General features: G+C 56.4%; 13 protein-coding genes. 10 read left to right on the top strand and 3 right to left on the bottom strand.

Annotation, left to right across the window (positions count from 1 at the left end):
- Window positions 1-33: 33 nt before the first annotated feature.
- Window positions 34-570, bottom strand: a complete 537-nt coding sequence (locus ACXAGA_RS04555; RefSeq protein WP_475116337.1) for an acyl-CoA thioesterase — start codon at window positions 568-570, stop codon at window positions 34-36.
- Between the two features lie 129 nt (window positions 571-699).
- Between ACXAGA_RS04555 and ACXAGA_RS04550 the strand changes: the two genes are divergently transcribed.
- A complete protein-coding gene (locus ACXAGA_RS04550; protein ID WP_475116336.1) occupies window positions 700-987 on the top strand; it encodes a YggT family protein in 288 nt (95 codons plus the stop codon).
- Between the two features lie 127 nt (window positions 988-1114).
- Window positions 1115-3148 carry a DNA helicase RecQ gene (recQ, locus tag ACXAGA_RS04545; RefSeq protein WP_475116335.1) on the top strand — a complete coding sequence of 678 codons (2034 nt, stop codon included), beginning with the start codon at window positions 1115-1117 and terminating at the stop codon, window positions 3146-3148.
- On the opposite strand, the gene ACXAGA_RS04540 is transcribed toward recQ, so the two are convergent.
- Both ACXAGA_RS04540 and ACXAGA_RS04535 read right to left on the bottom strand, forming a co-directional pair.
- Window positions 3145-4590, bottom strand: coding sequence for a sensor histidine kinase (locus ACXAGA_RS04540; RefSeq protein WP_475116334.1), 1446 nt, complete (start codon window positions 4588-4590; stop codon window positions 3145-3147). The genes recQ and ACXAGA_RS04540 overlap by 4 nt on opposite strands.
- Window positions 4590-5327, bottom strand: a complete 738-nt coding sequence (locus ACXAGA_RS04535; RefSeq protein ID WP_475116333.1) for a response regulator transcription factor — start codon at window positions 5325-5327, stop codon at window positions 4590-4592. The genes ACXAGA_RS04540 and ACXAGA_RS04535 overlap by 1 nt, the downstream gene beginning before the upstream one ends.
- A gap of 211 nt (window positions 5328-5538) precedes the next feature.
- On the opposite strand from ACXAGA_RS04535, the gene ACXAGA_RS04530 reads away from it, so the two are divergent.
- The 8 genes from ACXAGA_RS04530 to ACXAGA_RS04495 all read left to right on the top strand — a co-directional run bounded on the left by ACXAGA_RS04530 (window position 5539) and on the right by ACXAGA_RS04495 (window position 14604).
- Window positions 5539-6783, top strand: a complete 1245-nt coding sequence (locus tag ACXAGA_RS04530; protein ID WP_475116332.1) for an ABC transporter substrate-binding protein — start codon at window positions 5539-5541, stop codon at window positions 6781-6783.
- Between the two features lie 65 nt (window positions 6784-6848).
- Window positions 6849-7724: a carbohydrate ABC transporter permease gene (locus tag ACXAGA_RS04525; RefSeq protein ID WP_475116331.1), complete on the top strand. Its 876-nt coding sequence runs from the start codon at window positions 6849-6851 to the stop codon at window positions 7722-7724.
- Window positions 7717-8607, top strand: coding sequence for a carbohydrate ABC transporter permease (locus tag ACXAGA_RS04520; RefSeq protein WP_475116330.1), 891 nt, complete (start codon window positions 7717-7719; stop codon window positions 8605-8607). Before ACXAGA_RS04525 ends, ACXAGA_RS04520 begins: the two co-directional genes overlap by 8 nt.
- 5 nt (window positions 8608-8612) lie before the next feature.
- On the top strand, window positions 8613-9710 hold the full coding sequence (locus ACXAGA_RS04515) for an ABC transporter ATP-binding protein (RefSeq protein WP_475116329.1): 1098 nt from the start codon (window positions 8613-8615) through the stop codon (window positions 9708-9710).
- Between the two features lie 100 nt (window positions 9711-9810).
- On the top strand, window positions 9811-10590 hold the full coding sequence (yaaA, locus tag ACXAGA_RS04510) for a peroxide stress protein YaaA (RefSeq protein ID WP_475116328.1): 780 nt from the start codon (window positions 9811-9813) through the stop codon (window positions 10588-10590).
- Window positions 10591-10593: 3 nt separating this feature from the next.
- A complete protein-coding gene (locus ACXAGA_RS04505) occupies window positions 10594-11247 on the top strand; it encodes an ABC transporter ATP-binding protein (RefSeq protein WP_475116327.1) in 654 nt (217 codons plus the stop codon).
- Window positions 11244-13598, top strand: a complete 2355-nt coding sequence (locus ACXAGA_RS04500; protein WP_475116326.1) for an FtsX-like permease family protein — start codon at window positions 11244-11246, stop codon at window positions 13596-13598. The genes ACXAGA_RS04505 and ACXAGA_RS04500 overlap by 4 nt, the downstream gene beginning before the upstream one ends.
- Window positions 13588-14604 carry a lipocalin-like domain-containing protein gene (locus ACXAGA_RS04495; protein ID WP_475116325.1) on the top strand — a complete coding sequence of 339 codons (1017 nt, stop codon included), beginning with the start codon at window positions 13588-13590 and terminating at the stop codon, window positions 14602-14604. Before ACXAGA_RS04500 ends, ACXAGA_RS04495 begins: the two co-directional genes overlap by 11 nt.
- Window position 14605 lies beyond the last annotated feature (1 nt).

The raw sequence follows: 14605 nt of genomic DNA, 5'->3' as shown, positions 1-14605 counted from the left end.
AATCTGGCAAGTGGTTGATTATGCGAAAATCATTTAGCCTTGCATCGGGGGCCACGGGCGTTGCGTTTCTGCCGCGCTCCAGGCTGCGATCCAGTCGGGCATTTCGGGGGATGGGCCAGTATGCCCCATTTCAGCGGCAACCAGCGCGGGGTTTACGATACCGTTTTTATCTGTCAGCGCGGCGCGGATCAGGACGTGGCTGGCGCATTCGCCGTTCTTTTTCCACATGCTTTGTTCCAGATACATGAATTTGTCGTCCCAGCACACAGCGCGGGTTTTCATGGTAAACCGATCAAACAGGCGAATACGGCGACGATAGCGCGGGCACGATCCTGCAACGGTTAGGCCCCAGCCTTTCTTTTTTAGGACGTCCAATAATTCGGAAGACTGACCCAGAACCATGCGCCCGATGTCGTATAATGTCAGCGTGCGGCCATTGTTCAATTCCCAGAAAATATCCAAATCCCACGGCCAGCAGATGTGATGCGTTTCCATAATATCCCCGAATTTCGGCTTGGGATCTTTGCGGTGCAAAAACATCTGATAAAGAATACGGGGTAGCGGATACATGGTGCCGACCTATGAATTAGAATGGCCATACCGTGACATGCTGCACAGCGGCGTCAATCGAAACGTCACGGCAGGGGATTGCCGAACGCCCCCTGTGCTATTACCTGAGGGGCAACGAAAGGAATCCAGATGACTTCGATCTTTCAAATTCTGCTGATGTTGCTTGGCGTTGCGCAATTCATCATCTTTGCCCATTTCATCATGAGCTGGCTGATCAGCTTTCAGGTGCTGAACATTCGCCAGCCGCTGGTCGCGCAGATCTGGTACGGACTAGAGCGCATTTTGGAACCGATCTATCGTCCGTTGCGGAATATCCTGCCGAACATGGGCGGACTGGATTTGTCGCCGCTGGTGGCATTGCTGGGTATCCAAGCGATCGAAATTATCCTGCGCAACAACGCTGGATTGTTTTTCTGATCCGATAGGGTCCAGCGCCCAATATCCGCGCGATATTTAGGGTGCAAAAAGGCATGTGGGGTTGCTGCGGCGGCCCCCTTGTGATTCTTATGGGGCAATAAAAACAACCCTACAGGCACAATTCCGCATGAGCGCTGACACGCTATTACGCGATGTATTTGGATTCGACGGTTTTCGCCCCGGTCAGGGCGAAATCGTGGATGCTGTCGTTGCTGGGCGTAATACGCTGGCAATCATGCCGACAGGCGGTGGTAAATCGCTGTGTTATCAATTGCCTGCTTTGGTTCGTTCGGGGGTCACGGTTGTTATTTCTCCGTTGATTGCCCTGATGCGCGATCAGGTGCGCGGCCTGCGCGAAGCAGGGGTCGAAGCCGGCGCGCTAACCTCCGGCAATACCCAAGAAGAAAACGATGCCGTTTGGCAGGCGCTAGAGGATGGGCGGCTAAAGCTGCTGTATATGGCGCCTGAACGTCTGGCGTCGGGCCGGGTTCCGCAAATGCTGCGCCGTATCGGCGTCAGCATGATCGCCGTGGACGAAGCGCACTGCGTCAGTCAATGGGGCCACGATTTCCGTCCTGATTATCTGCGGATTGGCGAATTGCGCCGCGCGCTGGATGTGCCTTTGGCGGCATTCACGGCAACGGCGGATGCCGAAACCCGCGCTGAAATCGTTGAAAAACTGTTTGGCGGCGATGCCCCCGTTGAATTCCTGCGCGGTTTTGATCGCCCGAATATCCATCTGGCCTTTGCCGTGAAAAACCAGCCGCGTCAGCAGATCCTTAGCTTTGCCAAGGAACGTCAGGGGCAATCGGGTATCGTTTATTGCGGTACGCGTGCGAAAACAGAATCCATTGCCGCTGCGCTGCGCGATGCGGGTCACGTCGCCTGCCACTATCACGGCGGGATGGAGGCGGACGACCGCCGCGACGTCGAGGCTCGTTTTCAGCGCGAAGACGGATTGATCGTGGTCGCCACCGTAGCGTTCGGTATGGGCATCGATAAACCCGACATCCGTTGGGTCGCACACGCCGATCTGCCCAAATCGATCGAAGCCTATTATCAGGAAATCGGCCGCGCTGGGCGTGACGGGGCGCCTGCCGAAACGTTGACCCTGTTTGGACCCGACGACATTCGATACCGCCGCCAGCAAATCGACGAAGGATTGGCTCCGCCCGAACGGCGCATGGCCGATCACGCGCGTCTGAATGCGCTGCTGGGCCTGTGCGAGGCGCTGGATTGTCGCCGAACAACTTTGCTGAATTACTTTGGCGAAACGGGGACGCCCTGCGGTCATTGCGACCTGTGCGACAAACCCGCCGATGTTTTCGATGGCACCACCCCTGTTCGTATGGCGCTGTCGGCCGCGCTGCGCACGGGCGAAAGTTACGGCGCGGGGCATCTGATCGAAATTTTGGTCGGGTCGGACATCGACCGGATCAAAGAACGCGGCCACGACGCACTGCCGACCTATGGCGTGGGCAAAGACTATAGCCGCCGCGAATGGCAGGCGATTTTCCGTCAGATGATGGGGCACGATTTGCTGCGCCCCGATCCTGAACGTCACGGCGGTCTGCGTATGACCGAAAAGGCGCGTCCGATCCTGCGTGGTGAAGATACGATTAAACTGCGCCGCGACACGATCAAAGCCGCAAAGACGGGCAACAAAATCAAAATGCTGGTCAGCGAAGACGACGCGCCGCTGTTGTCCGCGCTAAAGGCGAAACGCCGTGCTTTGGCCGAGGCCGCAAGCGTGCCCGCCTACATCATTTTCAACGATTCAACCTTGATCGAAATGGCGCAGAAACGTCCGCGCAACTTGGACGATATGGCCGCGATCAGCGGCGTTGGCGCCAAAAAACTACAAAGCTATGGCGACGCTTTCCTAACCGTCATCGCGGGCGAGGCGGAACAGTTGCACCCCGCGCGCCGCAAAATGGCGGGCCGCGCCGAAGGATCGATTTACGATCAATTGCTGGCGGTTCAGGCGGACCTAAGCCGCGGCGAAGACGGTACAGGCAAACCGATGACCTGTAGCGCATCCCTGCTGGCCAAGGTCGCCAAAATGCGCCCCGGCGATATGGGGTCAATGCAGCGCGTATTGGGGGACCGATATGCCGAACGGTTCGGCGCTGCGTTTCTGGATGTGATTGGTAACGCCTAGGCGCGTTGGATCGTAATTTGCGCCCGCAGCCCGCGCCGCCCGCGAATAAATTCCAATGTCCCGCCGTGTTGGTCTGCGACAGCTTCGACGATGGTTAGGCCCAACCCATACCCGTTCACGGATCCGACGTTCGTGCCACGTTGAAACGGGGCAATCAGGGCGGCCATATCATCGGGGCCGAAGGTGCCTTCGTCTTCGACGATGATTGTTGCGGTCTGGCTGTCTGCGATCAACCCGACATGGGCGCGGCGGCCGTATTTTAATGCATTATCAATAAGGTTCGTCACCGCGCGTTGCAGCGACACCATGCGAACGGTCGCCAGTATTTTCTGGGCATCCGGCATGTGGGCCATCATCGGGCGTGCGGCAAACACCGAATGGCTTGGTTCGATCGGGGCGGGGGACTGATCCATCAATGTGACGGGTTTTCCCATGTCTTGATAGTCATCGACAATCGATTGGATGAGCGACGACAACGACAATTTACGCGGCTCTTCGGCGGACATTTCGGACCGTGTATAGGTTAGTACGCTTTCGATCATGCCCGTCATGTGATCGATGTCGTGTTCTAGTTTGGAACGCAAATCATCATCAGGGATCAGTGCTGCACGCAGCCGCAGCCGCGTTGCGGGGGTGCCCAGATCGTGGCTAACACCTGATAAAACAACGGCGCGATGTGATAGCTGTGCCCGTTCGGCAGCTAGATAGCCGTTCACCGCATCGACCATATCGCGCAATTCCATGGGGCCTTCGGTCTGATAGGCTTCGGGGCCGCCCAAACGGCGTCGGTTACGTAGCGCAGCGGCAAAACGCCCGAATGTCGCGGTGGTATCCACGACCAAAGTGTACAAAATCGCCATGCCCAGCATCGCAATGCCGACGGCGATCAGCCGCATATCTTTGGGGGCGGTTTTGCATCCCCATAATTCGGTGCCATCAATTTTATACCACGACCTGTTTCCATAGAACGCATAGATCACGGGTTCGCTGCAATAACTGGCCAGCATACGGGTGATTTCCGCCATTTTCTGCGGGGCGGTGGCATAGGGGCTGCTGGCGATGGCGGCGGCGCTATATTGCAGATCACCTGACACAATCGCGAGCGTGAGGATTTCGCCGGTGAAACTGTCGCCAGAGTTCGCAAGGATCGACGCATTGGTCACAAAGCTAGGCTGCGGCGCATCGGGCAAGCGGGCGAATTGGCCCAAATCAGCCAATGCGTTTTCTGCATCTGACAACGGCGTAATTGTAACCCCTTGGGGCGTTGACCGTTGTTCGCGCAGCGCCTCGTATACGGCAAAACCTGCCTCGTATGCGGTGATCAGATGGGTCTGCCATGCCCGCTGAGAATGGTTCCACAACGCAGCGGCGCTGAGCCCGCACACAAATGCGGCCAGCATCCAGATCAGCGCAAGTGACCGCAAAGGCAGGGATCGAAGCATCAGGTATCCTCGACCGTGACGTCGACGGACAGAATATAGCCCACACCGCGTTCGGTGCGCAGCATGCGCGGGTCTTTGGGTGTTTTTTCGATTTTGGCCCGCAGACGCCCCACCAATACGTCAATCGCGCGCCCCGTTGCCTCGGGCGAGGCATCGCCAGAGGCCGTGACATCCAAAGCGGCTGCGATTTCTTCGCGGGTCAGCGGGATGTGCGGATTGGCCAGCAGAACGTTTAGCAATGCGGTTTCACGGCGCGATAGGGCCACCTGAAACCCGTCGGGCGAAATGACTTCGTCCTTTTTCGCGTCATACACCCAGCCGCCGAAATGAAAGGTGCGGGTTTTACGGCGATAGGCCAACGAAGGCGTGCGCTGCGCCCTTTGCAGAACGGCACGCACACGGGCCAGCAGCAGCTGAGGGTTAAACGGTTTCGCGATATAGTCATCGGCGCCGACTTCGTATCCCGCCATTCGTTGATGATCGGCGGATAGGGCGGACACCAGAATGATCGGGATATCCTGTTCGCGGCGCAGGTTCGCACAGATGTCCACACCGTTTTCATTGCCCAACATGACGTCCAACAAAATCAGGTCGATCCGCCCGTTTTCCAAATGGGTTAGAATTTCGTCTTCGGATTGGGCGGGTAGGGCAATAAACCCGTTCTGACGCAAAAACTGCGTCATCATCTGGCGCATATCCGCGTCATCATCGACGACCAACAGTCGTGGTATGGGCATGCTTCGCGTCCTCTCCTCAGCGATCCTAGACCCTGCATTGTAACACGGTGCAACAAAATCAATGGCAACGTAACAGCGTGTAACAGAATACGTATATTTCGCTATGCATAAGGCGCAAACCCGCTGTTTCGATGTTGAAAGGACTGCGCGCTATTCGCCATGATCTGCGGCACCACTGCCTGATAGTTGGGCAGAATCATGGGAGGATAACATGAAAAAATTCACATTCGCGGCAGCTTCTGCCGTAGCAATCGTCGCATCGGGCGCTGCATTCGCTGAACCACAGGCCGAAGTTCTGCACTGGTGGACGTCGGGCGGTGAAGCGAAATCCGTAGCCGTTCTGCAAGAAGAATTCGCTGCAAACGGCGGCACCTGGACCGACATGCCTGTTGCTGGCGGCGGCGGCGACGCTGCGATGACCGCACTGCGCGCTCGTGTTCTGTCGGGCAACGCACCGACCGCTGTTCAGCTGAAAGGCCCAGCGATCCAAGAATGGTACGAAGAAGGCGTTCTGGCTGACATTTCGGCCGTTGCCGAAGCAGAAGACTGGGCGAACCTGCTGCCCGCATCGATCGCAGCGCACATGCAGTGCGAAGGCACATGGTGTGCAGCGCCTGTTAACGTGCACCGCGTTGACTGGATCTGGGCAAACGCTGACATCCTAGAAGCCAACGGCATCGAAATGCCAACCACTTGGGAAGAGTTCAACGCAGCCGCAGACAAACTGCAGGCCGCTGGCATCACCCCACTTGCACACGGCGGTCAGGCTTGGCAGGACGCAACCGTATTCGAAACCGTTGTTCTGGGCGTAGGCGGTCCTGAATTCTTCCACAAAGCGCTGGTTGAACTGGATCAAGACGCGCTGACTTCGGACACGATGGTTGCTGTATTCGACCAGATGCGCACCATGCGCGGCTATGTCGACGACAACTTCTCGGGTCGTGACTGGAACCTGGCAACTGCAATGGTCATGAACGGCGAAGCGGCGTTCCAGATCATGGGCGACTGGGCCAAAGGCGAATTCATGGCCGCTGGCAAAGTTCCAGGCGAAGATTTCCTATGCGCATCGACCCCAGGTGACGGTTACCTGTACAACGTAGACAGCTTTGCGATGTTCGACGTTGACGGTGACGACAAACAAGCTGGTCAGGCTCTGCTGGCAGAACTGATCATGGGCCCGAACTTCCAAGAGGTTTTCAACCTGAACAAAGGTTCGATCCCAGCTCGTACCGACGTTGATCTGGCTGCGTTCGACATGTGCGCGAACATTTCGGCAGAAGACATGTCGGGCACGTCCGAGCGCGGTTCGCTGCTGCCATCCTATGCACACGGCATGGCACTGCGCGGCGCACAGTCGGGCGCAATCACTGATGTTGTGACTGCACACTTCAACTCTGACATGTCGTCGGCAGACGCTGTTCAGATGCTGGCAGACGCTGTCGCAAACTCGATGTAATCCATCCCTCCCTAATCCCGCCCGGCGTCATGCTGGGCGGGGTTTTCTATTCACGGAGACACCCCATGACAGAATGGCTTGAACGCCATGTCCCCAAGGTGGTGCTGGCCCCGTCCTTTGTGGCGATCCTCTTTTTCGTATATGGCTTTATCGCATGGACAGCGTGGGTTTCGCTGACCCGTTCGCGTCTGATGCCGAAATACGACATCGAAGGTTTCATCCAGTACGAACGCCTGTTTGCTGCGCCGCGTTGGGACACGGCCATGAACAACCTGTTCATTTTTGGTACCCTTTTCATCGTTATTTCGATGATCCTTGGCCTTTTGCTGGCGATCCTTTTGGATCAGAAAATCCGCACCGAAGGCGTGATCCGCACCATCTATCTGTACCCGATGGCGTTATCGATGATCGTAACCGGTACCGCATGGAAGTGGATCCTGAACCCAGGTCTGGGCATCGAAGCGATGGTGCGCGGCTGGGGGTACGAAGATTTCAAATTCGACTGGCTCGTGAATAGCGATCTGGCCATCTACACCGTTGTTATTGCGGGTGTTTGGCAGTCGTCCGGTTTCGTGATGGCGCTGTTCTTGGCTGGCCTGCGGTCGGTAGACGGCGAAATCATCAAAGCGGCCCAAGTCGACGGTATTCCAACATGGCGCATCTATTCGGCGATCATCATTCCGTCGATGGCTCCGATTTTCTTGTCCGCGTTCATCGTGCTGTCGCACCTTGCGATCAAATCGTTCGATCTGGTTATCGCGCTGACGGGCGGCGGACCTGGTTACGCAACCGACCTGCCTGCGACCTACATGTACGCAATGGCGTTTTCGCGCGGTGACATCGGTCAGGCGGCATCTTCGGCCATGATCATGATGGCTGTCGTGTTCGCGATTGTTGTGCCTTACCTGTATTCCGAACTGAGGGCGGCGAAAAATGACTGATATGACTGTCACCAACGCCCGCAGTGGCGGGCTGAGCAAGATCGCTCTGCGCTGGATCCTGTATTTCCTGCTAGGCATCTTTGCCCTATATTACCTGATGCCGCTTTTCGTGATGTTGACCACATCGCTGAAAAGTCTGGACGAAATCCGGACCGGTTCGCTGGTCGCCCTGCCGCGTGATGTCACGTTTGATGCATGGCGCACCGCATGGTCGGGCGCATGTACCGGCATCCAGTGCGAAGGCCTACAGCCTTATTTCTGGAACTCGGTTCTGATTGCGGTGCCTGCGGTTATGATTTCCACCCTGCTGGGTGCGATGAACGGCTATGTCGTGGCGCAATGGAAATTCAAAGGCGCGAACATCATCTTTTCGCTGATGCTGTTTGGTTGCTTTATCCCGTTTCAGGTTGTGCTGTTACCGATGGCCACCACGCTGGGCAAACTGGGCCTTGCCGGTACTATTCCGGGCCTGATTTTCGTGCACGTGGTCTATGGTCTGGGCTTTACCACCCTGTTCTTCCGTAACTACTATGTCACGATCCCACAGGAATTGGTCAAAGCGGCCAAAGTCGACGGCGCGGGGTTCTTCCGCATCTTTTGGTCGATCTTTCTGCCGCTGTCGCTGCCGATCATCGTTGTAACCGTCATCTGGCAGTTCACGCAGATCTGGAACGACTTCTTGTTCGGCGTTTCGTTCTCTCAGGCGGGGACGCAGCCGATCACCGTGGCCCTGAACAACATCGTTAACTCCACCACGGGCGTGAAAGAATACAACGTCGATATGGCCGCTGCCATCATCGCCGCTCTTCCTACGCTTCTCGTTTACGTCGTGGCTGGCAAATACTTCATCCGCGGTCTGACCGCTGGTTCCGTAAAAGGATAATCCCGATGGCTCCTATTCTGGATATCAAAAACCTGAAAAAGAATTACGGTTCGACCGAAATTCTGAAAGACATCAATGTGTCGATCGAGCCGGGCGATTTCCTGGTGCTGGTTGGGCCTTCGGGCTGCGGTAAATCCACCCTGCTGAACTGTATCGCAGGTCTGGAACCGATCACCGGCGGATCGATCAGCATCGCAGGTCAAGACATGACCGAGGTGTCGCCAAAGGATCGCAACATCGCGATGGTGTTCCAGTCCTACGCGCTGTACCCGACCATGTCGGTTGCCAAAAACATCACCTTTGGCATGAAAGTGCGCGGTGTGGATCAAGCGACCCAAGACAAAAAACTGCAAGAGGTCGCAGCACAGTTGCAGATCGAACAGCTGCTGAACCGTCGTCCGGGTCAGTTGTCGGGCGGTCAGCGTCAGCGTGTTGCCATGGGCCGCGCGTTGGTTCGTGACCCAGCGTTGTTCCTGTTTGACGAACCTTTGTCCAACCTAGACGCCAAACTGCGTGTCGAAATGCGGACCGAGATCAAAAAACTGCACCAGAACCTGAACGCGTCGATGGTTTACGTGACCCACGACCAGATCGAAGCGATGACTCTGGCGACCAAGATCGTTGTGATGAAAGGCGGCGTGATCCAGCAAATCGGATCGCCTGCGGAAATCTACAACCGTCCTGCGAACCTGTTCGTGGCTGATTTTATGGGCTCGCCTGCGATGAACCTGATCCCTGCGAAAACCCGTGCAAACGGCGGCGCGACTGAAATCGTGATCGACCGTCCAGCGGCGGAACCTTTGGTTCTGAAAGACACGCAGAACACCAACCTGCCAGCCGACGTTATTCTGGGCCTGCGCCCCGAAGACATCGCCGAAGCCGGTTACCGTTCGGGCGACAACGTTCAGACCGCAGACTGCATGGTCGAAATGGTCGAACCTGCGGGCGCGGATACCTACGTTGTGTCGCATTTGGGCGGCAAACAGGTCACCGCACGTCTGCACGCAGAAACCACTGCAACGCCGGGGGCCGCGCTGCCAATGGCGTTCGACCTGAGCAAAGTCAGCTATTTCGCCCCTGAAACCGGTGCGCGACTGAACTGATTTTCGCTTTTGTGCGTAATGATAGGGCAGGGTCTATTGATCCTGCCCTTTTGTTTTTGAACCTGAATGCTAGGTTCTGCGCGGAAGTAAGGAGATCAGAATGCTAATCGTCGTATCGCCCGCAAAATCGCTGGATTTGTCGCCTGTTGACGTCGAAACCACCGATATCATGTTCCCCAAAGAGGCAATGAGCCTTGCCAAAACCGCGCGGAACCTGACGCTGGGCGATCTGAAATCGCTGATGTCGATCTCTGATAATCTGGCAAAACTGAACCGCGATCGGTTCAAAGCCTATTCAGAAACGCCCGATGCCGACGCGGTTAAGGCGGCCGTATATGCGTTCGACGGGGACACCTACAAAGGGCTAGAGGCGAAAACGCTGGACCGCGATGACATCCAGTGGGCCCAAAATCACCTGCGCATTCTGTCGGGCATGTATGGCCTGCTGCGCCCCTTGGACGCGATGCAGCCCTACCGTCTGGAAATGGGCAGCAAACTGAAAACCCGCCGCGGCAAAAACCTGTATGAATACTGGGGCGACCAGATTGCCAAAACCCTGAACACCGAGGCAGAGGCGATAGGCACCGACATTCTGGTCAACTGCGCGAGCCAAGAATATTTCCACGCCGCGGATACCAAAGCGCTGAAACTGCGCGTGATCACCCCGCAGTTCTACGAAATCAAAGACGGAAAAGCGAAAATCGTCAGCTTTTTCGCCAAACGCGCGCGCGGCGCCATGGCCCGTTACATCATTGAAAACCGTCTGACCGAGGCTGAGGAGATCAAAGGTTTTGCCACGGGCGGTTATGCCTATGACGCGGACCTGTCGGATGGCGATACGTGGGCCTTTAGCCGCGCCTATCCTGATACCAAGGAATAACCGATGCTGACCGTCCGTGATCTGCGCAAATCATACGCCTTGGGCGGGCAGGCGTTGCAGATTTTGCAGGGCGTGTCGTTTGATCTGGCCTCTGGTGAAACGCTGGCACTGACGGGGGAATCCGGCAGCGGCAAAAGCACGATCCTGCATTTGGTCGGCGGGTTGGATCGCCCCGATAGCGGGCAGGTGTTGATCGATGGGCGCGATATTGGCGCGATGTCCGACAAACAGCAGGCCGAATTGCGCAGGTCGACGCTGGGCATCGTGTTCCAACAATTCAACCTGATCCCGTCGCTGACTGTGGGCGATAATATCGCGTTTCAGGCGCGATTGTCGGGGCGGTATGATCGCGCCTATGCGGCGGACCTCGCGTCTGAATTAGGGTTGGCCGATCAGCTGGCAAAATACCCTGAACAGCTGTCTGGCGGCCAACAACAGCGGGTGGCTATTGCCCGATCTTTGTCCGCAAAACCAAAGATCATATTGGCGGATGAACCGACAGGAAATTTGGATGAAACCAGCGCCGATGCGGTGATGACTGTCATGAACCAATTGGTTCGTGAAACAGGCACCGCAATGCTGATGGTGACCCATTCGGAAAAAATTGCGCAGTCTATGGATCGTCGCCTGCATCTGACCCACGGGAAGGTCGAATGACGCGTGCGATTTGGTCCGCAGTCCTTAGCCATTGGCGGCGAATGCCGTTGCAGTTGTTTACGCTTGTTATGGGGCTGGCTTTGGCCACTGCGCTGTGGTCGGGCGTTCAGGCAATCAATGCCGAAGCACGGGCAAGTTATGCTGCGGCGGCAGATGAACTGACGGGCGGATTTGATCGGATCGAACGATCCGATGGTGGGCCGATTGCGGTCGACGCCTTTGTTGCGCTGCGCCGCGCTGGTTGGTTGGTATCCCCTGTCATCGTGGCAGATATGGATGGCACCCAAGTCACGGGTATCGACGTCCTGACCATGCCCGATTTTGAACTGATTGACGGTCAACCTGCTACGCCAAATACGCCGACGTTATGGGTTGCGGAAAATGTAGAAATTACGTCGAAAACCGTAACTACCGTTGTTGATCCGGATCTACCGCCCGGTACGGCCATCGGTGACATAGGCGTTGTCAGCGACCTAACCGGGGCTGGAATTTCTTATCTGGTGATTAACCCCGTACAGACTCTGTTTCGGGAAAAAATAGAGTCTATTTCACCTGAATTGATGATTATTTCAGGGGCGGATCAAACGGATATCGGGCGGCTGACAGACAGTTTTCACCTAAATCTGACCGCGTTTGGGCTGTTATCATTCGTGGTCGGTATCTTTATCGTGCATGGCGCTGTCGGACTGATCTTTGAACAGCGTCGGCCATTGGTGCGGACCCTGCGGTCTGTTGGGGCTCCGCTTGGTCAGATCATCACCGTTATGGCGATAGAGCTCTTGGCGATCGCGATTGTGTCGGGAGCCATTGGCGTGATCCTAGGGTATTTTATCGCCTCTGCTTTGCTACCTGATGTTGCGGCGACTCTGCGCGGTCTTTACGGGGCAGAGGTGGGCGGAACGCTGTCTTTGCGTCCCATATGGTGGATCAGCGGGCTGGGCATTGCTGTTGTGGGTGCGATGGTGGCGTCGATCCGTGCTTTGGTATCGATTGCCCGAATGCCGATCCTGAAAATTGCCCAGCCACGCAGTTGGGCGATGCAGTCGGGGCGGGGGCAGGTTGTTCTGTGCGTCTTTGGCATTGGGTTGATTGGGGCCGCTGGGGTGCTGTCGTTCTTTGCGACCGGGTTGATAATGGGATTTGCGATATTGGCGGCGCTATTGATCGGCGCCGCGTCATTGGTCCCCGTCATTTGGACCTTGTTTTTAGCGGGTGCTGAACGATCAGCGTCTGGCCCCATGACGACATGGTTTTGGGCAGATACACGCCAGCAAATGCCGGGTTTATCGCTGGCCCTAGCGGCATTGATGTTGGCCATGGCGGCAAACATTGGCGTGTCGACAATGGTTGGGTCTTTTCGAAATACGTTTCAGGGTTTTCTGGATCAGCGGCTGGCATCCGAGGTCTACATAGACACTAAATCGCCTGAACAGGGTCAGGATTTCATTGATTGGGCCACGGATCGCGTCGATGCTATCCTGCCGATCGATAAGGCAGATGTGACCATCGACGGTATCCCAACAGAGCTGTATGGCCCCGTTGCGCATCAGACCTATCGCGATCATTGGGCGTTTCTGACGTCACAGCCCGATGCCTGGGCATTGATCCACGCGGGCGATGGCGCTGCGATCAACGAACAGTTGTCCTATCGTGGAGGGTATAGGGTCGGCGATGTGATCATGGTCGCTGGTGCCTCGTTGCCGGTTGTTGGCGTCTATGGGGATTACGGGAACCCCGTCGGCCAGATCATTATTGGTCGCGATCTGTTTTTGCAGGCCTATCCCAACAGCGCGGCAACGTCGTTCGGTATCCGTATCGCGCCGGAACAAGCCACTGATTTTATGGCCGCAGCCCGACAGGAATTCGGTTTGTCGGGCCAAGACGTCATCGATCAAAACGCGTTGAAGGCCTATTCCATGGAGATTTTCGAAAGGACATTTACCGTGACTGCATCGCTGAATGTTCTAACGCTGGGCGTCGCAGGCTTTGCGATGTTGATGTCATTGCTGACATTGGCGGGGATGAGGTTGCCGCAATTGGCACCCGTTTGGGCCATCGGATTGGACAGGCGTCAATTGGGCTGGATCGAATTGGCCCGTGCGGTGATTTTGGCCGTTGGAACGGCGATCATCGCACTGCCTGTTGGATTGGCTTTGGCTTGGGTGTTGCTGGCGGTTGTGAATGTGGCTGCATTCGGGTGGCGTTTGCCGATGCAGGTTTTCACAATGGATTACGCAGTGCTGGGTATTCAGGCCGTTTTAGCGGCGATCATTGCCGCGGCCTGGCCCGCTGTACGTATCGCGCGCATGCCCCCTGCTGACCTAACCAAGGTGTTTGCAAATGAACGTTAAAGCGATCGTGCTATGTATCGTGCCTGTCTGCAGCCACGCGCAGGGGTTTGCAGGTTTGGGGGAAACGGCAGACGGGTTCGCGGTGCCGACCGCAGGGCATGAATTTACCTTTCCCGCAGACCATGGCGCGCACCCGGAATTTCGTATCGAATGGTGGTATGTGACCGCCAACCTGACAGGCCCTGACGGGACGCCATATGGCGCGCAATGGACCGTGTTTCGCAACGCGTTAGAGCCTGAAATGGGGGCCGGTTGGGGGGCGCCTCAGATTTGGCTGGGACATGCGGCGCTCACGACTCCGACGGATCATTATTTCGCGGAACGGTTTGGTCGGTCGGGGATCGGTCAGGCAGGTGCCAAAGACATGGCGCTGGATGTATGGATCGACGAATGGGAACTGAAGGAAACCCATATGACCGCACAAGGCGCGGACTGGGCCTATGACCTAGATTTGCAATTTGATGGCCCTTTGGTGTTCCATGGGGACGATGGGTATTCAGTGAAATCCGCCGCTGGTCAGGCGTCCTATTATTATTCGCAGCCTTATATTGGTATTTCAGGGTCGATATACGCAGATGGCGCTGAAATTCCTGTGACCGGACAGGCCTGGATGGACCGTGAATGGTCGTCTCAACCTTTGGCCTCGGATCAGTCTGGTTGGGATTGGTTTTCGTTGTCGTTCGATAATGGTGACAAATTGATGGGGTTTCAGTTGCGCGGAACGGACACCTATACGTCAGCCAGTTGGATCGGTGCGGACGGGGGCGTGACAGCGTATGGAAATGGTGCATTTTTAGCCGAACCGCGCAGGGTGCATGAAACCGCAGGCGTAACTTTGCCGGTGGAATGGCGCGTGACCTTGCCCTTGCAAGGGGTAGATGTAATCGTAAACGCAATTAATCCAGATGCTTACCTGCCTGTGTCTGTCCCCTATTGGGAAGGTCCCGTCACGGTGACCGGATCACACGGCGGCGTGGGGTATCTGGAAATGACAGGTTACGATTAGA

Source organism: Marivivens sp. ABH4_498 (assembly GCF_056160585.1).
Note: the sequence above shows the minus strand (reverse complement) of the source record. Positions and strands in the feature narration are given on the sequence as shown.

Bases quoted from the DNA above. Each gene is read 5' to 3' on its own strand.
- yaaA (WP_475116328.1), top strand. From the start codon at position 9,811: ATGCTAATCGTCGTATCGCCCGCAAAATCGCTGGATTTGTCGCCTGTT.
- ACXAGA_RS04505 (WP_475116327.1), top strand. From the start codon at position 10,594: ATGCTGACCGTCCGTGATCTGCGCAAATCATACGCCTTGGGCGGGCAG.
- ACXAGA_RS04555 (WP_475116337.1), bottom strand. From the start codon at position 570: ATGTATCCGCTACCCCGTATTCTTTATCAGATGTTTTTGCACCGCAAA.
- ACXAGA_RS04530 (WP_475116332.1), top strand. From the start codon at position 5,539: ATGAAAAAATTCACATTCGCGGCAGCTTCTGCCGTAGCAATCGTCGCA.
- recQ (WP_475116335.1), top strand. From the start codon at position 1,115: ATGAGCGCTGACACGCTATTACGCGATGTATTTGGATTCGACGGTTTT.
- ACXAGA_RS04515 (WP_475116329.1), top strand. From the start codon at position 8,613: ATGGCTCCTATTCTGGATATCAAAAACCTGAAAAAGAATTACGGTTCG.
- ACXAGA_RS04540 (WP_475116334.1), bottom strand. From the start codon at position 4,590: ATGCTTCGATCCCTGCCTTTGCGGTCACTTGCGCTGATCTGGATGCTG.
- ACXAGA_RS04525 (WP_475116331.1), top strand. From the start codon at position 6,849: ATGACAGAATGGCTTGAACGCCATGTCCCCAAGGTGGTGCTGGCCCCG.
- ACXAGA_RS04495 (WP_475116325.1), top strand. From the start codon at position 13,588: ATGAACGTTAAAGCGATCGTGCTATGTATCGTGCCTGTCTGCAGCCAC.
- ACXAGA_RS04550 (WP_475116336.1), top strand. From the start codon at position 700: ATGACTTCGATCTTTCAAATTCTGCTGATGTTGCTTGGCGTTGCGCAA.
- ACXAGA_RS04520 (WP_475116330.1), top strand. From the start codon at position 7,717: ATGACTGATATGACTGTCACCAACGCCCGCAGTGGCGGGCTGAGCAAG.
- ACXAGA_RS04500 (WP_475116326.1), top strand. From the start codon at position 11,244: ATGACGCGTGCGATTTGGTCCGCAGTCCTTAGCCATTGGCGGCGAATG.
- ACXAGA_RS04535 (WP_475116333.1), bottom strand. From the start codon at position 5,327: ATGCCCATACCACGACTGTTGGTCGTCGATGATGACGCGGATATGCGC.